This is a genomic window from Nitratireductor soli (assembly GCF_001050155.1).
GTDB lineage: Bacteria > Pseudomonadota > Alphaproteobacteria > Rhizobiales > Rhizobiaceae > Nitratireductor > Nitratireductor soli.
In genome coordinates this window covers 44,588-68,130 of the sequence record NZ_LFVY01000016.1, presented here as the reverse complement: position 1 = coordinate 68,130, position 23,543 = coordinate 44,588, and the positions used below count along the sequence as shown (strand labels likewise).

The 23,543-nt window shown below is 62.7% G+C and carries 19 protein-coding genes and 2 pseudogenes; 19 read left to right on the top strand and 2 right to left on the bottom strand.

Features of this window, described 5'->3' with window-relative positions:
* Positions 1–73 precede the first annotated feature (73 nt).
* Positions 74–1,009 (top strand): LysR substrate-binding domain-containing protein, encoded by a 936-nt coding sequence (locus AB843_RS26295; protein WP_206412930.1) that lies wholly within the window; start codon positions 74–76, stop codon positions 1,007–1,009.
* Here the strand turns inward: AB843_RS26295 and AB843_RS19285 are convergent.
* Positions 1,002–1,646 (bottom strand): helix-turn-helix transcriptional regulator, encoded by a 645-nt coding sequence (locus AB843_RS19285; RefSeq protein WP_082143908.1) that lies wholly within the window; start codon positions 1,644–1,646, stop codon positions 1,002–1,004. The genes AB843_RS26295 and AB843_RS19285 overlap by 8 nt on opposite strands.
* Positions 1,647–1,752: 106 nt before the next feature.
* Between AB843_RS19285 and AB843_RS19280 the strand changes: the two genes are divergently transcribed.
* The 8 genes from AB843_RS19280 to AB843_RS19245 all read left to right on the top strand — a co-directional run bounded on the left by AB843_RS19280 (position 1,753) and on the right by AB843_RS19245 (position 9,959).
* Entirely contained in the window at positions 1,753–2,139 is a 387-nt protein-coding gene (locus AB843_RS19280) for a RidA family protein (protein WP_048648522.1), read from the top strand.
* 4 nt (positions 2,140–2,143) lie between these two features.
* Complete coding sequence (locus AB843_RS19275; RefSeq protein WP_048648521.1) at positions 2,144–3,280, top strand: threonine synthase; 1,137 nt, start codon at positions 2,144–2,146, stop codon at positions 3,278–3,280.
* Positions 3,281–3,433: 153 nt separating this feature from the next.
* Positions 3,434–4,732, top strand: a complete 1,299-nt coding sequence (locus tag AB843_RS19270) for a dicarboxylate/amino acid:cation symporter (RefSeq protein WP_048648520.1) — start codon at positions 3,434–3,436, stop codon at positions 4,730–4,732.
* A 723-nt stretch (positions 4,733–5,455) separates the two neighbouring features.
* The gene (locus AB843_RS19265) at positions 5,456–6,283 is read left to right on the top strand and encodes a cytochrome c oxidase subunit II (protein ID WP_048648519.1); all 828 of its coding nucleotides are present in this window, start codon (positions 5,456–5,458) and stop codon (positions 6,281–6,283) included.
* Between the two features lie 86 nt (positions 6,284–6,369).
* Positions 6,370–8,139: a cbb3-type cytochrome c oxidase subunit I gene (locus AB843_RS19260; protein WP_048648518.1), complete on the top strand. Its 1,770-nt coding sequence runs from the start codon at positions 6,370–6,372 to the stop codon at positions 8,137–8,139.
* Positions 8,136–8,837 (top strand): cytochrome c oxidase subunit 3, encoded by a 702-nt coding sequence (locus AB843_RS19255; protein WP_048648517.1) that lies wholly within the window; start codon positions 8,136–8,138, stop codon positions 8,835–8,837. Before AB843_RS19260 ends, AB843_RS19255 begins: the two co-directional genes overlap by 4 nt.
* 12 nt (positions 8,838–8,849) lie before the next feature.
* Complete coding sequence (locus AB843_RS19250; protein ID WP_048648585.1) at positions 8,850–9,575, top strand: heme-copper oxidase subunit III family protein; 726 nt, start codon at positions 8,850–8,852, stop codon at positions 9,573–9,575.
* 9 nt (positions 9,576–9,584) lie between these two features.
* The gene (locus tag AB843_RS19245; RefSeq protein ID WP_048648516.1) at positions 9,585–9,959 is read left to right on the top strand and encodes a cytochrome C oxidase subunit IV family protein; all 375 of its coding nucleotides are present in this window, start codon (positions 9,585–9,587) and stop codon (positions 9,957–9,959) included.
* A gap of 37 nt (positions 9,960–9,996) precedes the next feature.
* Here AB843_RS19245 and AB843_RS19240 read toward each other — a convergent pair whose 3' ends face one another.
* A complete protein-coding gene (locus tag AB843_RS19240) occupies positions 9,997–10,824 on the bottom strand; it encodes a DUF2189 domain-containing protein (protein ID WP_048648584.1) in 828 nt (275 codons plus the stop codon).
* Positions 10,825–11,297: 473 nt separating this feature from the next.
* Here AB843_RS19240 and AB843_RS19235 point away from each other — a divergent pair, with 473 nt between their 5' ends.
* From AB843_RS19235 to AB843_RS19195, 10 genes and pseudogenes are all read left to right on the top strand, one after another.
* Positions 11,298–11,654 (top strand): c-type cytochrome, encoded by a 357-nt coding sequence (locus AB843_RS19235; protein ID WP_048648583.1) that lies wholly within the window; start codon positions 11,298–11,300, stop codon positions 11,652–11,654.
* A 111-nt stretch (positions 11,655–11,765) separates the two neighbouring features.
* A pseudogene (locus AB843_RS26195) lies at positions 11,766–11,891 on the top strand (IS3 family transposase); the annotation flags it as partial.
* A gap of 51 nt (positions 11,892–11,942) precedes the next feature.
* A complete protein-coding gene (locus AB843_RS19230; RefSeq protein WP_048648515.1) occupies positions 11,943–12,545 on the top strand; it encodes an ANTAR domain-containing response regulator in 603 nt (200 codons plus the stop codon).
* Entirely contained in the window at positions 12,542–13,750 is a 1,209-nt protein-coding gene (locus tag AB843_RS19225; RefSeq protein WP_048648514.1) for a CmpA/NrtA family ABC transporter substrate-binding protein, read from the top strand. Before AB843_RS19230 ends, AB843_RS19225 begins: the two co-directional genes overlap by 4 nt.
* Positions 13,751–14,116: 366 nt before the next feature.
* Positions 14,117–15,415: an MFS transporter gene (locus tag AB843_RS19220; protein ID WP_048648582.1), complete on the top strand. Its 1,299-nt coding sequence runs from the start codon at positions 14,117–14,119 to the stop codon at positions 15,413–15,415.
* Between the two features lie 20 nt (positions 15,416–15,435).
* Complete coding sequence (gene nirB / locus AB843_RS19215) at positions 15,436–17,886, top strand: nitrite reductase large subunit NirB (protein ID WP_048648581.1); 2,451 nt, start codon at positions 15,436–15,438, stop codon at positions 17,884–17,886.
* A 4-nt stretch (positions 17,887–17,890) separates the two neighbouring features.
* Complete coding sequence (gene nirD, locus AB843_RS19210) at positions 17,891–18,220, top strand: nitrite reductase small subunit NirD (RefSeq protein WP_048648513.1); 330 nt, start codon at positions 17,891–17,893, stop codon at positions 18,218–18,220.
* A 5-nt stretch (positions 18,221–18,225) separates the two neighbouring features.
* The gene (locus AB843_RS19205) at positions 18,226–20,898 is read left to right on the top strand and encodes a nitrate reductase (protein WP_048648512.1); all 2,673 of its coding nucleotides are present in this window, start codon (positions 18,226–18,228) and stop codon (positions 20,896–20,898) included.
* Positions 20,870–21,955, top strand: a pseudogene (gene cysG / locus AB843_RS19200) (siroheme synthase CysG); the annotation flags it as partial. The gene AB843_RS19205 and the pseudogene cysG, both read left to right, overlap by 29 nt.
* Before the next feature lie 614 nt (positions 21,956–22,569).
* A complete protein-coding gene (locus AB843_RS19195) occupies positions 22,570–23,418 on the top strand; it encodes a D-alanyl-D-alanine carboxypeptidase family protein (protein ID WP_087587151.1) in 849 nt (282 codons plus the stop codon).
* Positions 23,419–23,543 lie beyond the last annotated feature (125 nt).

Here is a 23,543-nt window from a genome sequence, read left to right as displayed (position 1 = left end):
TCAGGCGTGGAAAAGCCTGGCCAAAGCGGATATCTCAGGGGGTGGATGAATCAGATTCATCGTGGTACCGCGCTTGATCCAGGAGATCGCGACCTTGCGAAAGCTTCCGCCACTTCACGGCCTGCGGGCCTTTGAAGCCGCCGCCCGGCATCTGCATTTCACGCGCGCGGCCGAGGAGCTGCACCTCACGCCCACCGCGATCAGCCATCAGGTGCGGCAGCTGGAGGAGATCCTCGGCGTGGAGCTGTTCCGGCGCTATCCGCGCCCGGTGAAGCTTTCGCCAGCAGGCGAGAAGCTGTTTCCGGTGCTCAGGGATTCGCTTGATCGCATCGCCGCCGCACTCGGGCAGCTGTCCGACGATGAGGACGGTCCGCTGCGCCTGTCCGTGACCATGGCCTTTGCCAGCAGATGGCTGATGCCGCGGCTTCCGCACCTGCGCGATGAGACGGGGCTCATGATCGAAATCGAGGCGGACGACCTTGTGGCGGACCTGCACGCGTCGGGCATCGACATGGCGATCCGTTATGCTGAGCGGTCGGGTGCGGACGCCGAGTGGCATCGGCTGTTTCCCGACCGCATCCTGCCGGTATGCGCTCCCGGCCTTTTGTCAGGCCAGGATAAGCTTTCGCCGGATGAGATCCTCGCATTGCCGTTGCTGCACTATCGGTGGAGATCCGGCGCAGCCAATGCGCCGAGCTGGGAGCGATGGCAGGCCCATGCCGGCGCCGATCGCGGCCGGCCGCACATCACCCAGACATTCTCCGAAGAAGTCCATGCGCTTGACGCGGCTGTCGCCGGCCAGGGAGCCGTCCTCGCCTCCGAGCTGCTTGTCAGCGATCAATTGAACGCAGGCACGCTCGTCCCGCTCTCGGATATCGCGCTGCCCGGCCCGACCTATTGGGCGGTGTTCCTGGCGAGCCACCCGGCGAAGGAGCGGCTGCAGATATTGCTCGAATGGTTCCGAAAGCAGGCTTTACCATTACAGGCCACTGACCAATCTGCTACTTGATATAGTAGTAGACGCTGCTGCGCGATGCGCCGAGCGCCTTGGCTATCTCGTCGATCGAACCTTTCAGCGACATCATTCCCAGATCTTGCAGGTGGGCCATCAGGTCGCGCTTCTCAGCAGTGTTGAGCGATCTGGGTTCCTTGTTTCGCGCCAGCGCAAAGTCGCGAACACATTTGCCGATGTCGTCGGATCGCGGTGTCTGGATGCGCTCAGAGACGCCTTCAATATCGCGGATTGCCGTCAACCTTCCAATGTACTCGGCCATGCCATTCAGGTAGGAGACATCAATATTCAGGCAGAGCGCCGCGATATAGGCGCCAGCGCTGTCTTTCAATCCAATTGACGTGCTCTTGACCACCCGGCCGTCGGACAGCCTGTTGGCATAGTTCACGAGCTTGTCTGGGAAACTCGGGTCGGAGATGCGGGTAAGTCCCAACTCGGTGGCCGGATCGCCAACCGATCTGCCCGAAATATTGTTCTCAATCTTGAAGATCGCATGCGACGGGTTGGTGAGGTCGTGCAGCACCACCTCACAGATCGGCGCGAAGGTTTCCGCCAAAGCATCGGCGATCTTGGAAGCCTCGCGAAGAATGAGATCATGCTCGGTTCGTTTTGACATTTCGTCAGCTTTCAACATTTTGCCATTGACATCAAGTCAGTTTTTGACATTTTGTTTACGAGGTCAATAGGCGTGATGTCGCGGGGAGAAGCACTTCCCAACGTGGCGCAAAGAAGGGAAGCGAATGACGATCGATCTGATTGAAACTTCCGAAGCGGCGCTTCCGCTCGGTCACTACTCCCAGGCCGTCGCCCATCGCGGCACGCTCTACCTCTCGGGTATTCTGCCCGTGGCGATTGACGGGGATGGTTCCGCCGTTCGGCCTTTTGCCGAACAGGTCGATCTCGTCCTCGCCCATGCCGGGGCGATCCTCAGCAAAGCCGGCGCGACGGTCACCGATATCGTCAAAGTCTCGATCTACATAACGGACGTTTCCAATTGGGCGAGCTTCGATGTCCGCTATGCGCACTTCGTCGGCGACCACAAGCCAGCACGCGCAGTGATCCCCGTTCCCGCACTCCACCATGGCTTCGACATCGAACTCGAGCTGATCGCCGCCGTCAAAGGATAGAACTATGCTCCGCTCAACATCCCCCGCCTTCGTCGATCCGCGTACGGGCGCTCATCTTCCCGTCGACACGCTCTCCTGGCGTTCTCAAGATGGAAATCCCCTCATGGTGAGCGATCTCGTGGGGATCAATCGCGCCGACATCCGTACCGGCCTTCGCACCATCTGGCGCTATGCCGCCGCGCTTCCGGTCGAGATCGCGGAGCCGGTCTCGCTGGGCGAGGGAATGACGCCCCTCGTCAGCGCCGACATTGACGGCATCTCGTGCCGACTGAAGCTCGAATGGTTCGCGCCGACCGGCTCCTTCAAGGATCGCGGTGCTTCGGTTCTCATCTCCCATCTGCGTTCCCTCGGCATCACGTCGGTGGTGGAGGACAGTTCCGGCAACGGCGGAGCGGCGATTGCCGCCTATGGCGCGGCTGCCGGCATGGCGGTGGGCATCTTCGTTCCGCACTACACGCAGCCAGCCAAGATCGCCCAGCTTCGCGCATACGGGGCCAACGTGACGCTCGTGCCCGGCACGCGCCAGGACACGGAAACGGCCGCGATCCAGGAGGCCAAGCGCACTTACTATGCCAGCCACAACTGGCATCCGATGTTCCTGCAGGGCACGAAGACGCTCGGCTACGAGATCTGGGAAGATCTCGGCTTCCGCGCGCCCGACAACATCATTATTCCGGCGGCAGCCGGCAGCAATGTGCTTGGTTGCCACATTGCCTTTCGTGAACTCCTCGCCGCCGGCGAGATCGCGAACATGCCTCGGATATTCGTGACGCAGCCCGAGAATTGCTGCCCGGTCCATCACGCTCTCCATCCGGAAAGTCTGGGAGGTCGCGCACCTGAATACTCCTCGACAGTGGCCGAGGGGACGGCAATTCGCAATCCGATCCGGCTTGACGAGATGGTCGCGGCAATTCGCGGAACCGGAGGCGACAGCACGGCCGTGGCGGAGGCCGATATCATCGCCACGGCCAAGCGCCTCGCCGCGAAGGGATTTTACACGGAGCCGACTTCGGCCCACGCGGTGGCGGGGCTGCGGCAGTTCGTTGAAGCGGGCCGGATTGGACGTGATGAGGAGACGGTTGTGATTCTAACCGGCTCCGGGCTGAAGGCGACGCAGTTCTACGCTGATCAGTTCGGCTGACCGCGGCCCCTTTTGTCGCCTCGTATTCCGACAGGTTCCCGAGAACGCCCCGCCGCATTGGCGAGGCGCGGGCCTGCTCGTGCCGAAAGCCGACGGCTGCCGGGGAGGGCCGCCGCCATTGCATACAATGAATGCCATTAAGGGAGGAACCAAATGGCAACGCAATCAGGACCCGCGCACCCATTCTCGTTCTGGACACGCATGCTTCTGTGGAAGCAGATCGCCGTCGCGCTCGTTCTCGGACTGGCGCTCGGTGTGGCGCTCAACATGACCGGAAATGCCGCCATAGCTGGAACGATCAAGCTTGCGGGCGACGCTTTCATCGCGGCTATCAAGATGCTCGTCGTACCGCTGGTCTTCGTCTCGCTTGTGTGCGGCATGACCTCGATCGCCGAGATCGGGCGCATGGGCCGCATCGGCGTCAAGACGCTCGCCTTCTATCTCGGCACAACGGCGTTTGCCGTCGCAATCGGGCTGCTGCTCGGCATATTGCTTGAACCGGGCGCCGGTGTTGCACTCGTTGCCGACGGCAAGGTGGACGCTAAGCAAGCCCCGCCATTCGGCGAACTTCTTGTCGGCATCATTCCGACCAATCCGGTCTCTGCAGCCGCGGACGGCAACATTCTCCAGATCATCTTCTTTGCGATCATCTTTGGTCTCGCAATCAACCTCGCCGGCGCGGCGGCGCAGCCGATCCGCGGCTTCTTTGACGCACTCAACGCAGTCATCATGAAGCTTGCCGAAATCGTCGTCGCATTTGCGCCCTATGGCGTCTTCGCGCTGATGACCTGGGTCGCAGGCACCTACGGGCTCGAGATGCTCCTGCCGCTTGGACTGATCATTCTGGCTGTCTATCTCGGCTGTCTTATCCACGCAGTTGTCGTCTACGGAGGGATCATTGCCTTCATCGCCAGACTTAATCCCGTCCGCTTTTTTCAAGGGGTCATCGAGCCGGCGATCGTCTCCTTCACGAGCACGTCCAGCGCCGGTACCCTGCCGGTGACGATGGCGGCCACGACGCGAAATCTTGGAGTGAAGAGTTCGGTGGCGAGCTTTACCCTGCCGCTCGGCGCCACGATCAACATGGATGGCACTGCGCTGTACCAAGGTGTCACCGCGGTGTTCGTCGCGCAGGCCTTCGGTGTCACTCTCTCAGGTGCCGACTATGCGACGATTGTGGCCGCCGCAACGCTCGCGTCGATCGGTACAGCGGGCGTTCCTGGTGGTGGCCTCATCATGCTTTCAATGGTGCTCACATCGGTGGGATTGCCTCTGGAAGGTGTGGCGATCATCGCTGGCATCGACCGCATCCTCGATATGGCCCGAACCACGCTCAACGTGGTGGGCGACTGCGCTTGCAGCGTTCTTGTCGCGAAATCCGAGGGAGAGGTTGATCTCGATGCCTTCAACACTCCGCACGTCATGGCGGCGCCGAAACTCGGAATTGGCTGAGACAGGCCGAGGCTGAGTTGAGCCAGTTGACAGAAAGCAATAGTCTCATCTGAGAAAGCAGGCCGCTCCGCGTCGCCGGGGCGGCTCACTGGTCTGATCCGAGGCGGATAGTGGCCTGCCCCTATGAGGCGGTCCGACCTTGGATTGGTCGGCGGCCGCCTTCCGTGGCCACCTGACCAGCAGGCTTGCCGCCGGTCCGTTCCCGATCCCGGAAGCTCGCCAACAAATGAGAGTTCGAGTGTACACGCCCACGAGCGGCACCCAAGCGTAGCCACTGCGACAGAGGGCCGCCTCAATGCCGATGCTGACTGCCGGCAGCCCAAGATCGGCAAAAATGCTGCAACAGCGCCTCAGGCTCGCTCGCCACTTTCGTCTCGCGCACGATCTTGCCCGATGAATCCACCGCGCAAGCGCTGCTCTGTTCCAGCGACACATCAAGTCCTAATAGTCCATCGTTGTCCCTCGATTGATGCACAGGGCCGACAAGCGGATTCCGTTTCAACATCGTCAGGCTGGGGGACAGCCACCTTCATGGCTACCAGATGAGCGCCGACCCATTACGGCATCCAGGTTTCGAAGCCGCCCCCGATGCAGGCTGCGCCCAGGCGCGACCGTTCAAGGCCGTGAAAAGGTCCGGCACTGGAAATATTCGGCTATTGCGAGCTATAATGGAGATGCTTCTTGCTGAATTCGAAGATTCGCAAGGATCAGGAGGTACGGAGGATGGCGGTAGCGCTTGTACTCGTCCTTGTGGTTGTGGGCTCGATATTGTTCCATATCTTGAGCCCATGGTGGTGGTCGCCCATCGCTTCGAATTGGGGCTATATCGACCAGACCCTCATCATTACCTTCTGGATCACAGGCGCCGTGTTTTCCGCGGTGGTCCTGTTCATGGCCTATTGCGTGTTCCGGTTCCGGCACAGGGAAGGCGTCAAGGCCGATTACAATCCCGAAAACAAGAAACTGGAATGGTGGCTCACTGCCGTGACGGCGGTGGGGGTGGCGGCGATGCTGGCGCCGGGGCTTTATGTCTGGTCGCAATTCATCACCGTTCCCGACGACGCCACCGAGGTCGAGGTGGTCGGCCAGCAATGGCAATGGAGCTATCGGTTGCCTGGCCAGGATGGCAGGCTCGGCAAATCGGACAACCGGCTCGTCACCTATGAAAACCCGCTGGGCATAGATCCGGACGACCCCTACGGCCAGGACGACGTGGTGATCGAGGCGGCCGACCTGCATCTGCCGATCGACAAGCCGGTAAAAATGCTGCTGCGCTCGATCGACGTTCTGCACGATTTCTACGTGCCCGAGTTCCGCGCCAAGATGGATATGGTGCCGGGCACCGTCACCTATTTCTGGTTCACCCCGACGCGCACGGGAACCTTCGAAGTGCTCTGTGCGGAGCTTTGCGGCACGGGACACGGCTACATGCGCGGTATCGTCATGGTGGACACGGAAGAGGATTACCAGGCCTGGCTCGACGGTCAAACGACATTCGCCCAGCTTTCCGCGCCAACAACGGTCGGCGTCATGGACGCTGACGAACCGTGAGACGGGAGGCCGCCGCATAGAGGAATGTTCCGGTGACGCCGCTGGGCCGACCAGTCGTCATCGGCAGTGCCCAAGGAGGTGACGCGATGGTCGATGCCACACCCCATGCCGAACAGGGGGTCCCGCCGGCCGAGACGCCCGAACTCGAGCTTTACCATCCGAAGGGGTGGTGGACGACCTATGTCTTCTCGCAGGACGCCAAGGTCATCGCCATTCAGTATTCCGGCACGGCGCTGGCCATCGGCCTGGTGGCGTTGGTGCTTTCCTGGCTGATGCGGCTGCAACTCGGCTTTCCCGGCACGTTCGATTTCATCACGCCGGAGGCCTATTACCAGTTCATGACCATGCACGGCATGATCATGGTGATCTACCTGCTCACCGCTCTCTTCCTCGGTGGTTTCGGCAACTATCTGATCCCGCTCATGGTCGGTGCGCGCGATATGGTGTTCCCCTATGTCAACATGCTCAGCTACTGGATCTACCTGCTCGCCGTGCTTGTCCTTGTGGCGAGCTTCTTCGCTCCGGGCGGGCCGACCGGCGCCGGCTGGACGCTCTATCCGCCGCAGGCAATCCTGTCCGGTACGCCGGGCGGGCAAGGCGCCGGCATCATCTTGATGCTCGTCTCGCTGATCCTGTTCATCATCGGCTTCACCATGGGCGGACTGAACTATGTCGTGACGGTGGTCCAGGGCCGCACGCGCGGCATGACGCTGATGCGCATGCCGCTTACTGTCTGGGGCATTTTCACCGCAACGGTCATGGCGTTGCTGGCTTTTCCGGCGCTCTTCGTCGCTTGCGTGATGATGCTGTTCGATCGGCTGCTCGGCACATCGTTCTTCATGCCGGCGCTGGTCGAGATGGGGCAATTGATGAGCTATGGCGGCGGCAGCCCGATCCTGTTCCAGCATCTGTTCTGGTTCTTCGGGCATCCGGAAGTCTACATCGTGGCGCTGCCGGCTTTCGGCATCGTTTCCGATCTCATCAGCACCCACGCACGCAAGAATATCTTCGGCTACCGCATGATGGTGTGGGCCATCATCATCATCGGTGCGCTCTCTTTCGTTGTCTGGGCGCATCACATGTATGTGTCGGGCATGCATCCCTGGTTCGGCTTCTTCTTCGCCACAACCACGCTGATCATCGCCATCCCGACGGCCATCAAGGTCTATAACTGGGTGCTGACGCTGTGGCGCGGCGACATCCATCTGACCTTGCCCATGCTGTTCTCGCTCGCCTTCATCGTCACCTTCGTCAATGGCGGCCTGACGGGGCTTTTCCTCGGCAACGTGGTGGTCGACGTGCCTCTGTCCGACACCATGTTCGTCGTCGCCCACTTCCATATGGTCATGGGTGTGGCGCCGGTCCTGGTGGTGTTTGGGGCAATCTATCACTGGTATCCCAAGATCACTGGTCGCATGCTCAATGAGGCCATGGGTCAGTTTCATTTCTGGGTCACTTTCGTCGGCGCCTATGCGATCTTTTTCCCGATGCACTATGTCGGGTTGGTGGGTGTGCCGCGCCGCTATCCGGAACTGGGCGATGTGGCCTTCGTGGCAGATTCCGTGCACAGCCTGAACGCCTTCATCACCATCGCCGCGCTGATCGTCGGGTTCGCCCAGATGGTGTTCCTGTTCAATCTGGTGTGGAGCCTCCGCTACGGCCGCGAAGCCGGTGGTAATCCCTGGCGCGCCACCAGCCTGGAATGGCAGACGCCGACCACGCCGCCGCCGCACGGCAATTGGGGCGCAGCAAGGCCGATCGTCTATCGCTGGGCCTATGACTACTCGGTGCCTGGCGCGCCGGAGGATTTCATCGCCCAGAACGACCCGGGGCCGCAGCACAGGGGAGCGGTATGAGCGTCATTCTCGTTTTCCTGACGGTCGTCATCGGCTTCTCGTTCTGGTGGCTCTCCCACCAGCGGCTCATGTCGAAGCCCTGGCTGGAACACGGTGCCGCCCTGCCGACCACGGATGTTTCATACATGCCGACGGCGAAGGTCGCGCTCGGCATTTTCCTCGCCGTCATCGGCAGCCTGTTCGCGCTTTTCGCCAGCGCTTATTTCATGCGCATGGAATATGCCGACTGGCAGGCGCCGCCCCTGCCGGCCGTGCTGTGGTTCAACACCATTGTCCTCGTACTCGCCAGCATCGCCCTTTCCTGCGCAGTCCGCGCCGCAAGGGAGAACCGCATGGACATCACCCGATTGGGGCTGGCGACGGCAGGGCTGTCGAGCATCGTGTTCCTGATCGGCCAGCTCGCGGCCTGGCGGACGCTTTCGGCGGCCGGCCATTTCATGGATGTGAACGCGGCGAACGGTTTTTTCTATCTCATCACCGGCATGCACGGCCTGCACATTCTGGGCGGGCTCGTCGCGCTCGCACGCGTATCGGCCGTGGCCTGGCGCGAAACCTATTGCAGCGCACGTGTGCGTCTCGGCATCGACCTGTGCGCCATGTACTGGCACTTCCTGCTGTTCGTTTGGCTCTGCCTGTTCATCCTGCTGGCAGGCTGGGCTGGCGATCTCGTCGCCATATGCCGGCAGTTCCTGGCATGAAGGGAGGGTATGATGGCTGAAACACCGCTAGACGGCACTGCAACCGGACAGTCCCGGCCGGTGGGTCTGCATGGCGTGGCCGCAGACTGGGCCTCGGACCAACGCGCCTTCAAGAGCGTGTCCTGGGGGAAAGCCATGATGTGGATATTCCTTCTGTCCGACACCTTTATCTTCGGCTGTTTCCTGCTCGCCTACATGACGGCACGCATGTCGACCACTGTGCCCTGGCCGAATGCCAGCGAGGTCTTCGCGCTGCATATCGGCGGCGTCGAGATGCCGCTCATCCTGATCGCCATCATGACGTTCGTGCTGATCTCATCGAGCGGCAGCATGGCGATGGCCGTCAACTTTGCCTATCGACGGAACCGGCGAGCCACCGTGACCTTGCTTCTCCTGACGGCGTTTCTGGGCGCGACCTTCGTCGGCATGCAGGCCTTCGAGTGGACCAAGCTCATCACCGAAGGCGTGCGGCCGTGGGGCAATCCCTGGGGAGCAGCGCAATTCGGTTCCAGCTTCTTCATGATTACCGGTTTTCACGGCACCCACGTTACCTTCGGTGTCATCTTCCTTCTGATCGTTGCGCGCAAGGTCTGGCGCGGCGACTATGATGACGATGGCGCGCGCGGTTTCTTCACGAGCCGCCGCGGCGACTACGAACAGGTCGAGATCATGGGGCTTTATTGGCACTTCGTCGATCTGGTCTGGGTGTTCATTTTCGCATTCTTCTATCTTTGGTGAGGAACGATCATGGCTTCCCACGCAGAACAAACACATCAGCGCTTCCCGCAGACTGCGACGGCGGCGCATGCCGAGGGGCAGCAGCACCCGATCCGCATCTATCTGATTGTCTGGTTCTGGCTGTTCGTGCTGAGCGCCTGTTCCTACCTGGTCGACTACGTAGGCTTTCAGGGCTATCTGCGCTGGGGGTTGATCGTTGTTTTCATGTTGCTGAAGGCAGGACTGATCGTCGCCGTTTTCATGCATATGGTGTGGGAACGGCTGGCGCTGGTCTACGCGATCCTGCTGCCACCGATCGCCGTGCTCGTTTTCGTGGCGATCATGGCCATAGAATCCGACTACACCGCGCTCACCCGCATGATCGCTTTTTCCGGCGGCGGTTGAAGAGAGGGCGGAACGGTTTTCGCCCACCCTCAATGCCTCAGCGTTTCCCCGACGGTGTATTCTTCTCGGTCGGCGAAACCACTGTTTTGCGATAAAGGTGCCAAGTGGCGTGGCCGAGCACCGGGATGACCACCGCCAGCCCGACGAACAGCGTCAGGGAGCCTATCACCAGAAGGGCTGCGACGATCAAACCCCAAAGCAGCATCGGCAGCGGATTGGCCTGCATGACGCGCACGGAGGTCTCGATGGCCGCATAAGCGCCCACATCCCGGTCGAGCAGCAAGGGGAAGGCGATGGACGTGGTGCTGAGCACGATCAGGGCGAAGATCAAACCAGCCAGATTGCCGATCAAAAGCAATGTCCAGCCACGCTGCGTCGTCAGCACTTCCTGGATGAAACCGACGAAGGATGCTGGCGTGCTGTCGCCGTAGAGCCATCTGTAGAGCCCCTGGGCGGTGAATATCCAGAGGAGAAAGATACCGAGCAACATGATGCCGATAGCGACCATCGAGGGAATGGCGGCCGACTTGCGCATATTGAAGGCGTGCTTCCAGGATGTGTCCATGCCCAGTTCACGGCGCCGGCTGATTTCATAAAGGCCGATTGCTGCAAACGGCCCCAACAAGGTAAATCCGGCAATCAGCGGAAAGATAAGTTGCAGCGCATTGCCGCTGGAAGCCCAGGAAATCAGGACCACGCCCACAATCGGATAGATCAGGCACAGGAAAACATAGTGGGACGGCTTGTCCCAGAAATCCTCCACCCCGCTTCGCAGCGCGCCGAGGACATCTGCGAAATCAACGTTCCGCAGCCGCGGATGCGCAACAGTTTTCTGGGCTCCAGCTATAACGTGAAAGCTCGTCATGACCATTCCTCCTGGACGAAGTCCGGTGAGTCGCGGTTCACGGTGCCTCAAAACTACGGTTACGCGAAACCGCAACCCTTTGCCTTATGGGTGAGAATACTACGGAAAGTGCTCGTTGTCGTCGCTTTTGCGGCATCGCTGCACCAAACTGGCGCAAAGACCCATTCTTCGGTAGTCTGCCGATCATGAGCGTGTGTCGGTCAACCGACAAATGCGCGCCGGGAGGTCGTATATGGGCCCCAAAACGTTGCTTCTGGTTGGCGTTGCTCTGGCCGTGCTGCTGCTGATCGGTTTCGGCATCATTCCTTATTTGGATTAGGTGCCGCGGAACCGTTTGCAATCGACGCCGTTAGCAATCCTTGAGGGCGGCCATGCCCGGCAGGGGAGGTCGCAGCGACCATATCGATACGAAAGGAGGGACCGTCATCATGAACAGGCATTCCTACATCGTCTCCGCCGGTCTTGTTGTCCTGATGCTTGCCGGAACGCAGCTATGGGCGCAGGAGGGCGACCCGGCCGCAGGCAAGACCGTGTTCAACAAATGCCGCGCCTGTCACGAGGCGGAAACCGACAAGAACAAGGTCGGCCCGAGCCTGCTCGATGTGATGGACCGCACTGCGGGCTCCCTGGAATCGTTCAAGTCCCGTTATTCAGCGAATATGCGCGAAGCGGGTGAGGGAGGGTTTGTCTGGAACGACGAAAACTTGAGCGATTATCTGCGCGATCCGAAAGCCGTCATTCCGAAGGGCAAGATGGTGTTTCCCGGCCTGAAGAGTGACGAAGATATCGCCAATGTGATCGCTTATCTGAAGGCTGAACCGAAGCCGTAGCAAGGACCCGGGATCGAGAAGATCTTCGGAACCTGGAAGCGAAGCTATGGCCTTCATCGGTGCTGTCGCATTGTTTCTTCGCCGAGGAGTTCGGGGTGGCATCGGGGCATTCGAAAGCCGAGGAACAAGGTCCTGATCCACTCAGATCAGGGCTTGTAATTCACCAGCATGGATTGGGCGGCGTTCCCGAAGCATCACAATCTTGAGCACTCGATGAGCCGACGAGGGAACTCCCACACTGAAAATTTTGCATTGCAGCGCGTGGCGGAACGCGCAAACAAGTAGCACATGAGTCGCCCCGCCTTGCGCATCCTGATTATCGACGAGAACCGCATCCGCGCGGCGGTGATCGAGGAAGGACTGCGCGAGGCCGGCCATGGCGAGGTGGCGATCATCCACGACATCGCCGGCATCGCCCGACGCATCGCCGACATCGAGCCCGACGTTATTGTCATCGATCTGGAAAATCCCAACCGCGACATGCTGGAAAGCATGTTCCAGCTCACACGCGCGGTGAAACGGCCGATCGCCATGTTCGTCGATCGATCCGACAGCGCCTCGATCGAAGCCGCCGTAGATGCCGGCGTGTCGGCCTATATCGTCGACGGGCTGCGCAAGGATCGCGTCAAGCCGATCGTTGAGATGGCGATCAGCCGCTTCAACGCTTTCTCGCGCATGGCGCGCGAACTTGAGGACGCGCGCACGGAGCTGGAGAACCGCAAGCTCGTGGAACGGGCCAGGGGCATTTTGATGAAGTCGCGCGGCATGTCGGAAGACGAAGCGTATGCACTGCTGCGCAAGACGGCCATGAACCAGAACCGGAAGATCGCTGAAATCGCGCAGAGCCTCATCACTGCGGCCGGGTTGCTGGAACCGGGAGACGACCTATGACCGCCGATTGCCGGATCACAGTCGGGTTCCTGCCGCTGCTGGACAGCGCCCTGCTCGTCGCCGCGCGCGAAAAGGGGTTTGCGGAGGCTGAAGGGGTCGATCTCGTGCTGGTGCGCGAGAACTCCTGGGCCAGCGTGCGCGACAGGCTGGCGGTCGGTCACTTTGCTGCCGCGCACATGCTGGCGCCGATGCCGATCGCCTTCAATCTCGGCCTTGCGCCGCTGGCCATGCCCACCATCGCGCCGATGGCGCTGGGGCTGGGCGGCAATGCGGTGACCGTGTCGGTACCCGTGTGGGCGGCGATGCTGGAGGCGGGCGCATCCGCCGATCTCGACCCGACCACCAACGGCGCCGCGCTCCGGCAGGTCATCGCGTCGCGGGCGGCGGAGCGACTGCGTCTGGCCGTTGTGCATCCGCATTCGGGCCACAATTACGAACTGCGCTACTGGCTGGCGGCGAGTGGGATCAACCCCGAGCGGGACGTTGACATCATGATCTTGCCGCCGCCGCTGATGCCGGATGCGTTGGCGGCCGGGCAGATCGACGGCTATTGCGCGGGCGAACCCTGGAACAGCGCTTCCGTGTTCCGCGGAACCGGCCGTTTGGTCACGACAAAGTCGAAGATCTGGCGTTCGAGCCCGGAAAAGGTGCTGGGTGTGTCCGCGGAATGGGCCGACGCCAATCCGGAAGCGCTCGGCAGGCTGCTGCGCGCTCTCTATCGTGCCGCGCAATGGTGCGGCGATGCCGCCAACCACGCGGAACTGGCGGCAACCCTCGCGCGGCCCGGCTATGTGGATTGTGAAGCTGAATGGCTCATGCCGGCCCTGTCCGGGCAATTGTTGGGCGCCGATGGCGGGCAGATCGCCGTCGACGACTTCTTTGTGCCGCTCGCGCGGGCTGCCACCTTCCCGTGGCGAAGCCATGCCTTGTGGTTCTACAGCCAGATGGCGCGATGGGGTCAGATCGAAGCAAGCGATGCCAACGAGCGCATTGCGCGCGAAACCTATCGTCCGGATCTCTACCGCGCCGCGCTCGGGCCCCTCGGCGTGGCGTTGCCGGGCGCGAACGCCAAGGTCGAAGGGTCGCTGACCGCGCCGACGCCCGTCGGATCGGCAGGTGCAAGCCTCGTTCTGGGGCCGGACGGCTTCTTCGACGGCAAGGTCTTCGACCCGGACCAGGTCGCCCGATATTTGCGCCTGTCATAGTTGCCTCGACTGTAACCGCAGGCCTGCCATTTATCGTGCAGTGCACAAATCTTGGGCTGGCGATCGCGGCGCCTTGAACAAAAAGAATGCAGCGATGACAGCCGGCATCGCATGGGATGGATTCGTAAACTTCTGTTATTGCAAGGTTTTAATCTAATTTCCGAAACTGGCACGTAACCTGCTTAGTCATTTGCAGGCCCGACGAAGGGTCTTCAGATTTCGCGTCCAACGACGGGCGCGCCAGGCAAAGCCGCCGATCAGCTTGTTTCGCGTTTCCGGATTCCGGCACGCGTGAGGGCTGATCGGCGGCTTTTTTGTTTTCAGCCAGCGCACAGCCACTCCCAAGGGCTGATGATGGAGCCAGAAATGACGGAAACTACCAAAACCGCCACACCCGACAATTCGGCCAGCCGGGCGCTGGCGATGTCCACCATCGCCTTCACCGTCTGCTTCGCCGTATGGACGATCTTTTCGATCATCGGTATTCGCATCAAGGACGAGCTCGGCCTGAGCGAAACGCAGTTCGGCCTGCTGGTCGGCATGCCGATCCTGACAGGATCGCTCGTCCGCGTGCTGCTCGGCATCTGGACCGACCGTCTCGGCGGCAGGGTCGTCTATACGGTGACGATGCTCGCATCGGCGCTGGCGACGTTCCTGCTCGCCTTCGCGACGACCTACGCCCAGATGCTGGTTGCCGCTCTGGGCGTTGGCCTTGCCGGCGGCTCCTTCGCCGTCGGCGTCGCCTATGTCTCGCGCTTCTATCCGGCGGCGCGTCAGGGCACTGCGCTCGGCATTTTCGGCGTCGGCAATGTCGGCGCGGCCGTCACCAAGTTTGCAGCACCCTTCGTGCTGCTGGCATGGGGCTGGCAGAGCGTGGCGCTGGTCTGGGCTGCGGCGCTGGTGGCGATGGCCGCAGTCTTCTGGCTCACCACCGAGGACGACCCGGTGATCCGCCAGCGCCGCCTGACCGGCGCCGGCCAGCCGCGCAGCTTCCTGGCTGAATTCGAACCACTGCGCGACATGCGGGTCTGGCGCTTCGCGCTCTATTACTTCTTTGCATTCGGAGCCTTCGTTGCATTGGCGCTGTGGCTGCCGCGCTACCTGATCGGCGTCTATGGCTTCGACATCGCCACCGCCGGCATGATCGGCGCGGCCTATTCGGTTCCTGCCTCGATCTTCCGCGCCTATGGCGGCGTGCTCTCCGACCGCGTCGGCGCGCGCACCGTGCTCTACTGGACCTTCGTCGTGTCGGCTGTGTGCTGCGCGGTGCTGTCGATCCCGGCGACCGACTATCTCGTACAGGGCATCAACGGGCAGATCGCATTTCACATGGCCATCGGCCCCGTGGCCTTCGTGGCGGTTGCCTTCGTGCTGGGCTTCTTCATGAGCCTCGGCAAGGCCGCCGTCTACAAGCACATCCCCGTCTACTACCCCGATAATGTCGGCGCGGTGGGCGGCCTTGTCGGCATGATCGGCGGCCTTGGCGGTTTCATCCTTCCCATCGCGTTCGGCGCCCTCAATGACCTCACAGGCATCTGGTCCAGCTGCTTCATGCTGCTCTTCGTGCTGGTGGGCGCGTGCCTGGTGTGGATGCATCTGGCGATCCGGCAGATGGAAAAGCGCGTGGCGGCGCCGACGGCCTCGTTCGCTCAGGCTGCGGAATGATCGGACGGGAGACGACGGCCATGACAGAGAAACTCGTCATCATCGGCAACGGCATGGCTCCCGGCAGGATGCTCGAGCATCTGCTGGAAGCCGCGCCTGACCGCTACGGCATCACGATCTTCAACGCCGAACCGCGCGTGAACTACGACCGCATCATGCTGTCGCCGGTGCTTTCGGGCGAAAAGAGCTTTGAGGAGATCGTGATCCATGGCGACGGCTGGTACGTCGCCAACAACATCATGCTCTACAAGGGCCACAAGATCGTCGCCATCGACCGCGAGGCGAAGACCGTGACGTCAGACCACGGCGTGACGGAACCCTACGACAAGCTGATGATCGCCACCGGGTCCGTGCCGTTCATCATTCCGGTGCCCGGCAACGATCTGCCGGGAGTGCTGACCTACCGCGACCTCGACGACGTCAATGCGATGCTCCTGGCCGCCCAGTCGCGCCAGACGGCGGTTGTGATCGGCGGTGGCCTTCTCGGCCTCGAAGCCGCTGCCGGCCTGAAGGAGCGAGGCATGGAGGTGACGGTGCTCCACGTCATGCCGACGCTGATGGAACGCCAGCTCGACCCCGCTGCCGGATACCTGCTGCAGCGGGCGGTAGAGGCGCGGGGCATTAAGGTCGTTACCCGGGCAAACACGAAGCAGATCGTCGGCAATGGCAAGGTCGAGGGCGTCGAGCTCGATGACGGCACGATCATTCCGGCCACGCTGGTGGTGATGGCGGTGGGCATCCGGCCCAACGTGACGCTGGCAAAAGAGGCTGGGCTGACGGTCAACCGGGGCATCGTCACCGACGACCGGATGCGCACGCTCGACCCGGACATCTTCGCGCTCGGCGAGTGCGCGGAGGTGGGGGGGCATGTGTATGGCCTGGTTGCGCCCCTCTACCAGATGGCGCGCGTGGCGGCGGCCGCTCTGGCCGAGACCGGCGAAGACCTTTTCGCCCATGCCGATACGCCGACCAAGCTGAAAGTGACGGGCATCGATCTCTACTCCGTTGGTGATTTCGCCGACGGCGACGACCGTGAGGAGATCGTGCTGCGCGATGCCGCCGCCGGTGTCTACAAGCGCGTCGTGCTCAAGGACGACCGCATCATCGGCACGGTGCTGTTCGGCGAGACGACTGACGGGGCATGGTTCACCGACCTGCAAAAGAAACAGACGGACGTCTCGCAGATGCGCGACACGCTGATCTTCGGGCAGGCGTTTCAGGGGGGCGCCTCGGCGGACCCTCTGGCGGCCGTTGCGGCACTGGCGGATGATGCGGAAATCTGCGGCTGCAACGGCGTCTGCAAGAGCAAGATCGTTTCAACCATCACGTCCAGAGGCCTGACGACGCTGGACGACGTCCGGGCCCATACCAAGGCCTCCGCCTCCTGTGGCACCTGCACCGGGCTGGTCGAGAAGCTGATGCAGCTTTCGCTCGGCGACAGCTACAACCCCGCCGCGGTCCAGCCGATGTGCTCCTGCACGGAACTGGGGCATGACGAGGTGCGTCGCCTGATCAAGGCGAAGGGTCTCAAGACGATCCCCGCCGTGATGCAGGAGCTGGAGTGGAAGACCTCCTGCGGCTGCGCCAAATGCCGACCTGCGCTCAACTACTACCTCGTCGCCGACTGGCCGGACGAGTACGCCGACGACTACCAGTCGCGCTTCATCAACGAGCGGGTACACGCCAACATCCAGAAGGATGGGACCTACTCGGTGGTGCCCCGCATGTGGGGCGGCGTCACGTCCTCGAAGGAATTGCGGGCCATCGCCAACGTGGTCGACAAGTTTGCCATCCCGACCGTGAAGGTGACTGGCGGCCAGCGTATCGACATGCTGGGCATCAAGAAGGAGGACCTGCCGGCGGTGTGGGCCGATCTCGGGCAGGCGGGCTTCGTTTCCGGCCATGCCTACGCCAAGGGGCTGCGCACGGTGAAGACCTGCGTGGGTTCGGACTGGTGCCGCTTCGGCACCCGGGATTCCACCGGTCTCGGCATCCGCATCGAGAAGTTCATGTGGGGTTCGTGGACGCCCGCCAAGGTGAAGATGGCGGTGTCAGGCTGTCCGCGAAACTGCGCCGAGGCCACCTGCAAGGATGTCGGTGTCATCTGCGTGGATTCCGGCTTCGAGATTCACTTCGCCGGCGCCGCCGGGCTCGACATCAAGGGCACCGAGGTGCTCGGCCTCGTCAAGACCGAGGACGAGGCGCTTGAGGCGATCGTCGCGCTGACGCAGATGTATCGCGAGCAGGCCCGCTATCTGGAACGCATCTACAAATGGGCGAAGCGCATCGGATACGACGAGGTGAGGCGGCAGGTTCTCGACGATGTCGAGCGCCGCAAGGCCTATTACGACCGCTTCGTCTACAGCCAGCAATTCGCGCAGGTCGATCCGTGGTCGCAACGCGTGTCCGGCAAGGACAAGCACGAGTTCCAGCCGATGGCGGCTCTTTCCCTCCAGCAGGCCGCGGAGTGATGCGATGAACTGGCATGAAATCGGCTCCATTGAGGACATTCCTGCGCGCGGCGCACGCTGCGTGACCACGCCGCAGGGCCGTATCGGCGTGTTTCGCACGGCGGACAACGAGATCTACGCCATGGAGGATCACTGCCCGCATCGCGGCGGGCCACTGAGCCAGGGCATCGTGCACGGCGCTTCGGTGACGTGCCCGCTGCACAACTGGGTGTTTTCGCTGGAAACCGGCATGGCGCTCGGTGCCGACGAGGGCTCCGTCAAGACCATGCCGGTGCAGGTGGTTGACGGGCGCATCCTGCTGGGGTTCGAGCGCCCCCTGATGGCGGCGGAGTAGCAGCGATGCAGGATCTGCCGGCAACCGAGGTGAAGACGACCTGCCCCTATTGCGGGGTGGGTTGCGGCGTGCTGGCGAGGGTCGCCGCGGACGAGAATGTCGCCGTCCGCGGCGACCCCGACCATCCGGCGAATTTCGGCAGGCTATGCTCGAAAGGCGCGGCGCTGGGCGAGACGACTGGTCTCGAAGGGCGGCTGCTTGCGCCGGAGATCGATGGGCGCAAGGCGTCGTGGGACGAGGCGCTGGACCTCGTGGCGAGCCGCCTTTCGGAAACCATCGAAGAACATGGGCCGGAATCGGTCGCGTTCTACGTTTCCGGGCAGTTGCTGACGGAAGACTATTACGTTGCCAACAAGCTTATGAAAGGCTTCATTGGCTCGGCCAACATCGACACCAATTCGCGGCTTTGCATGGCCTCGTCGGTCGCCGGGCACCGCCGTGCCTTCGGCGAGGACATCGTTCCCGGCATCTATGAGGATCTCGATCAAGCCGATCTGGTGGTGCTGGTCGGATCCAACACCGCCTGGTGCCACCCGATCCTCTATCAGCGCCTGCTCTCGGCTCGCGAGGCGCGAGGCACGAAGATCGTCGTGATCGATCCGCGGCGCACGGCGACCGCCGAGGAATGCGACCTGCATCTGGCGGTCGGTCCCGGCACCGATGTTCTGCTGTTCAACGGATTGCTGGCTCATCTCGACCGCACCGGCACAATCGACCGGAATTTCGTCGACACATCGACCATCGGCTTTGCCGAGGCGGTTTCGGTCGCAATCGCTGAGGCGCCTTCAGCCCGCGCGGTGGCCGCCGGATGCGGGCTGGACGAATCCGCCGTGCGGCTGTTCTATGAACTGTTTGCCTCCACGACGCGAACGGTCACCGTCTACAGCCAGGGCGTGAACCAGTCGGCACATGGCACCGACAAGGTCAACGCCATCATCAACTGTCATCTTGCGACCGGTCGTATCGGCCGGCGCGGCATGGGGCCGTTCTCGGTCACGGGCCAGCCCAATGCCATGGGCGGGCGCGAAGTTGGCGGGCTGGCAAACCAGCTTGCCGCGCATATGAGTTTCGATGACACAGCCGATGTCGACCGGGTCGCCCGCTTTTGGAATGCGCCACGGATCGCCCGGCAGCCGGGGCTGAAGGCGATCGATCTCTTCCGCGCTGCTGGCGAAGGCAAGGTCAAGGCGCTCTGGGTCATGGGCACCAATCCCGCGGTCTCGATGCCCGACGCCAACCGTGTGCGCGCCGCCCTGAAGGCGTGCGAATTTGTGGTCGCCTCGGATGTGACCCGCACGGACACCACGCGCTTCGCCGATGTCCTGCTTCCGGCCGCGGCCTGGGGCGAGAAGGAAGGCATGGTAACGAATTCGGAGCGCCGCATGTCGCGTCAGCGCGCGTTCCTGCCCTTGCCCGGCGAGGCGCGAGCCGACTGGCGCATTGTCTGCGACGTCGCGCAGCGCATGGGATTTGCCGAGGCCTTCGCTTTTGACGGGCCCGCCGCGATCCTGCGCGAACACGCCGCGCTCTCCGCCTTCGAGAACGAGGGTCTGCGCAAGTTCGACATCGGCCACCTGGCGAACATCACGGACGGAGAGTACCGTGAATTCGCGCCGCGCCTCTGGCCGGCGGCGCAGGGCGGCGAGGATCCCGAGCGGCTGTTTGCCGATGGACGTTTCTCGACACCGGACGGGCGCGCCCGCTTCGTGCCCGTTCGCCAGGAAGGCCCGGCTTTGCCGGTAACGGCCGACCGGCCGCTTGTGCTCAACACGGGCCGGATGCGCGACCAGTGGCACACGATGACGCGGACCGGTCGCGTGCCGCGGCTCGCCGCCAATACGCCCGAGCCGGTCATCGACCTCCATCCGCGCGATGCGATGGCGCATGGATTGCGCGACGGCGACCTGGCGCGGATCGAGACGCGATTCGGTTTCGCGCGCGCCCGCGTTCGGCTTTGCGATGGACAGCGGCCCGGCGAAGCCTTCCTGCCCATGCACTGGAGCGGCCAGTTCGCCGCGATGTCGGGCGCCGGAGCGCTTTCCTCTCCCGTCACCGACATCTATTCGGGCCAGCCGGAACTGAAACACGTGCCGGCGCGCATCGCGCGCGAACGCGTTGCGTGGCAGGCGGCCCTGGTGACACGCTGCGATCTGCGGCCGACCGGCTTTGTCCACTGGAGCCGGCAGGCGGTTGCCGGTGGGTGGTCGTATGCGCTGACCGGCACCGAAACGCCAGACCAGGGCATTCTGCTGGCCCGCGCGCTCCTCTCGGCAACCGGCGAAGGTCTCGTCGAATATCGCGACCGGCATGGGCTCAACTACCGTGCGGCCGCGCTCGATGGGGCCGGCGCGCTGACAGAGGCTCTGATGGTCGCGCCTGCCGGCCAGTTGCCGGACATGACCTGGCTGACCTCGCTGCTCGCCTCGCGGGACCCGCTCTCGGCGAACGCACGGCGCATGCTTCTCTCCGGTCGCGCGCCCGAGACGGAACCTGCGATCGGGCGGATCGTCTGCGCCTGTTTCAATGTCGGAGCCAACCAGCTTGCCGCCGCGGTGCAATCCGGCTGCCGCAGCCTCGATGCCGTCGGCAAGGCGCTCGGCGCCGGCACCAATTGCGGCTCCTGCCGTTCGGAAATCAGGAGGATCGTCGATGCATATCCTGCCCAGGCAGCCGAGTGACGCCGCGCCGGCACGCATCCGGCCGCTCAGCGTCCTTCCCGTCTTCTACGACCTGGCTGGTCGGCGCGCCGTGGTTGCCGGAGGTTCAGCGGGCGCTGCCTGGAAAGCGGAACTGATCGCCGCCGCGGGTGCCGACCTCCATGTCTACGCGCCGCGCGAGGTCCGATGCGACGAATTTGCGCGCCTTGCGGGCCGCGAGCAGAATGTGACGCTCCATGACCGGCGCTGGGAAACCGACGACCTTCGCGAAGCTGTCCTTGCGGTCGCCGACGCCGAGGGCGAAGCGGAGGCCGAACGATTTCGCGCGGCAGCCCGAATGGCGGGCGCGGCCTGCAATGTCATCGACAAGCCGGCCTTTTGCGATTTTCAGTTCGGCGCGATCGTTAACCGCTCGCCGGCCGTGATCGGAATTTCGACGGCGGGTGCGGCACCGGTTCTCGGCCAGGCGATCCGCCGCCGCATCGAAGCCCTCCTGCCGCCGTCATTGGCGCAATGGACGGCGCTGGCACGCGACTGGCGCGGGAGGGTGAACGACAGGCTGGCCATGGGCGCTCGACGGCGCGCTTTCTGGGAGCGCTTTTCCGATCGCGCCTTCGGCCCGGCACCAACGGAAGAAATTGAACTCGACCGGATGATCGACGAGGGCGGATCGCATGGGGAGGGCCACGTCGCCTTCGTCGGCGCGGGGCCGGGCGATGCCGAACTTCTGACGCTGAAGGCGATGCGCGTCCTGCAAGCGGCGGACGTCATTCTCTTTGATGATCTCGTCTGCGACGACGTGCTCGAACTCGCCCGCCGCGAAGCACGGCGCATACGGGTCGGCAAGCGGGCCGGCGGGCCGGGCTGCAAGCAGCACGAGATCAACGACATGATGATCGCGCTGGCTAAGGCCGGGCGGCGCGTCGTGCGGCTGAAGTCAGGCGATCCGACGATCTTCGGCCGGGCAGGCGAAGAGATGGAGGCGCTGCGTGCGGCAGGGATCGGCTTCGACGTCGTGCCGGGCATCACGACGGGTCTCGCCATGGCGTCGGCGTCGGGTATGTCGCTATACAAGCGCGCCGCGGCGGAGGTATTTTCATAATACCGAATAAATTCGACGTTCCTTCCAGCGCGCGCCTAACTTTTCCGAAATTCAAATGGAGGAGCGCGCGGTGTCGTCTGCTGAAGATGCGGGGAGAAAAACCTCCCTCAGCTCGTCCGAAAGCGGTATGGCGAGACCGAGCTTGCCCCCGACGAGCGGGCCGGCGACGCGCGGCTGATCCAGTCGGTCGACCGAGCGCTTTTGCTTCTCGAAACCATGGCCGGGCACGACAAGCCCGCGCTGCTCAACGAGCTGGCGCGCGCTGCCGTCTCAACCTGCCACATCTGCGCGCCACGCTGGTGGCGCGTGGCTAGGTGCTGCATGCAGGGCGCGGGCGCGGCTGCATGCTGAGTCCGAAACTGCGTGATCAGTTATGGGAAGAACCATGGTGACGTAGACAAGGGCCACCGCGCAAACGGTTCCAACCATGGCCTGGCCATCAGGAAGGTCCACCGGATAGGTTAGAGTTCCGGCGGTGATATCGCAAAGAGATTCCCAGTCTCGGGATTGCGGCGCGTGGCCGAGTCGGACATCATCATTCCCCTTGGGAACTTAAACTGTTGTCTGGCTAACGGGTCGGCTTTTTGCACATCTCATTGTGGGCCATCATCGATTCTGTGCGCGTTCTGGGGCCGGTGTTAGCCGTGCTGCTAGCGCTGGCCGGTTGCACGACCACTACAGCTCTGACACCAGACGTGACGCCCTTGGCGTCGGAAAAATATGCCGCCATCGTGGTCGAAACCGATTCGGGGAAGATCCTCTACGAAAGTGCGTCGACAGCGCCGCGTTATCCCGCCTCCCTCACCAAGATGATGACGCTCTATCTCCTGTTCGAGGCACTCGATTCGGGCCGCCTCGACACGTCGAGCCCGATTCCGGTTTCCGCCTACGCTGCTTCGCGTCCTCCGTCGAAGCTCGGCTTCAAGCCAGGCCAGAGCATAGACGTTCAAACGGCGATCCTTGCGCTGTGCGTGAAATCCGCCAATGACGTAGCCACGGCGGTAGCCGAGTATCTGGGTGGTTCGGAAGAACAGTTCGCCGAGATGATGACGGCGAAGGCACGCAAGCTCGGTATGCACACGACCACGTTTCGCAACGCATCCGGCCTGCCTGACCCCGAGCAGGTCACGACGGCGCGCGACATGGCGGCACTGGCGGTGGCGCTACGCCAGCGGTTCCCGCATCACTACCATTATTTCGCCAATCGCAGCTTCTCCTATGATGGCAAGACGATACGCGGACACAACGATCTTCTCGGCCGCGTGCACGGCGTCGATGGGCTCAAGACCGGCTATATCCGCGCCTCCGGATTCAACCTCGCCACATCCGTTGGTCGTGGCGGGCGACGCGTCGTCGCGATTGTGATGGGCGGGGCCAGCGCCAAGGCTCGTGACGCCCATATGGAAGAGCTGATCGACAGGTATTTGCCCGGTCTCTAAACCTGTGCGGCGTCGGCTGATTTAGTTTGCGGGGTCAATGCTGCAGAGGGGCAGATGAGCGTTGCGCCGTACTTCCGGCATTAAACCCCGGAACAACCTCGCACGGCTCGTTGTATCATCGACAT

Excerpts from the sequence above, each read along its gene's own strand:
- AB843_RS19285 (WP_082143908.1), bottom strand. The coding sequence starts at position 1,646 with ATGTTGAAAGCTGACGAAATGTCAAAACGAACCGAGCATGATCTCATT.
- AB843_RS19280 (WP_048648522.1), top strand. The coding sequence starts at position 1,753 with ATGACGATCGATCTGATTGAAACTTCCGAAGCGGCGCTTCCGCTCGGT.
- AB843_RS19275 (WP_048648521.1), top strand. The coding sequence starts at position 2,144 with ATGCTCCGCTCAACATCCCCCGCCTTCGTCGATCCGCGTACGGGCGCT.
- AB843_RS19270 (WP_048648520.1), top strand. The coding sequence starts at position 3,434 with ATGGCAACGCAATCAGGACCCGCGCACCCATTCTCGTTCTGGACACGC.
- AB843_RS19265 (WP_048648519.1), top strand. The coding sequence starts at position 5,456 with ATGGCGGTAGCGCTTGTACTCGTCCTTGTGGTTGTGGGCTCGATATTG.
- AB843_RS19260 (WP_048648518.1), top strand. The coding sequence starts at position 6,370 with ATGGTCGATGCCACACCCCATGCCGAACAGGGGGTCCCGCCGGCCGAG.
- AB843_RS19255 (WP_048648517.1), top strand. The coding sequence starts at position 8,136 with ATGAGCGTCATTCTCGTTTTCCTGACGGTCGTCATCGGCTTCTCGTTC.
- AB843_RS19250 (WP_048648585.1), top strand. The coding sequence starts at position 8,850 with ATGGCTGAAACACCGCTAGACGGCACTGCAACCGGACAGTCCCGGCCG.
- AB843_RS19245 (WP_048648516.1), top strand. The coding sequence starts at position 9,585 with ATGGCTTCCCACGCAGAACAAACACATCAGCGCTTCCCGCAGACTGCG.
- AB843_RS19240 (WP_048648584.1), bottom strand. The coding sequence starts at position 10,824 with ATGACGAGCTTTCACGTTATAGCTGGAGCCCAGAAAACTGTTGCGCAT.
- AB843_RS19235 (WP_048648583.1), top strand. The coding sequence starts at position 11,298 with ATGCTTGCCGGAACGCAGCTATGGGCGCAGGAGGGCGACCCGGCCGCA.
- AB843_RS19230 (WP_048648515.1), top strand. The coding sequence starts at position 11,943 with ATGAGTCGCCCCGCCTTGCGCATCCTGATTATCGACGAGAACCGCATC.
- AB843_RS19225 (WP_048648514.1), top strand. The coding sequence starts at position 12,542 with ATGACCGCCGATTGCCGGATCACAGTCGGGTTCCTGCCGCTGCTGGAC.
- AB843_RS19220 (WP_048648582.1), top strand. The coding sequence starts at position 14,117 with ATGACGGAAACTACCAAAACCGCCACACCCGACAATTCGGCCAGCCGG.
- nirB (WP_048648581.1), top strand. The coding sequence starts at position 15,436 with ATGACAGAGAAACTCGTCATCATCGGCAACGGCATGGCTCCCGGCAGG.
- nirD (WP_048648513.1), top strand. The coding sequence starts at position 17,891 with ATGAACTGGCATGAAATCGGCTCCATTGAGGACATTCCTGCGCGCGGC.
- AB843_RS19205 (WP_048648512.1), top strand. The coding sequence starts at position 18,226 with ATGCAGGATCTGCCGGCAACCGAGGTGAAGACGACCTGCCCCTATTGC.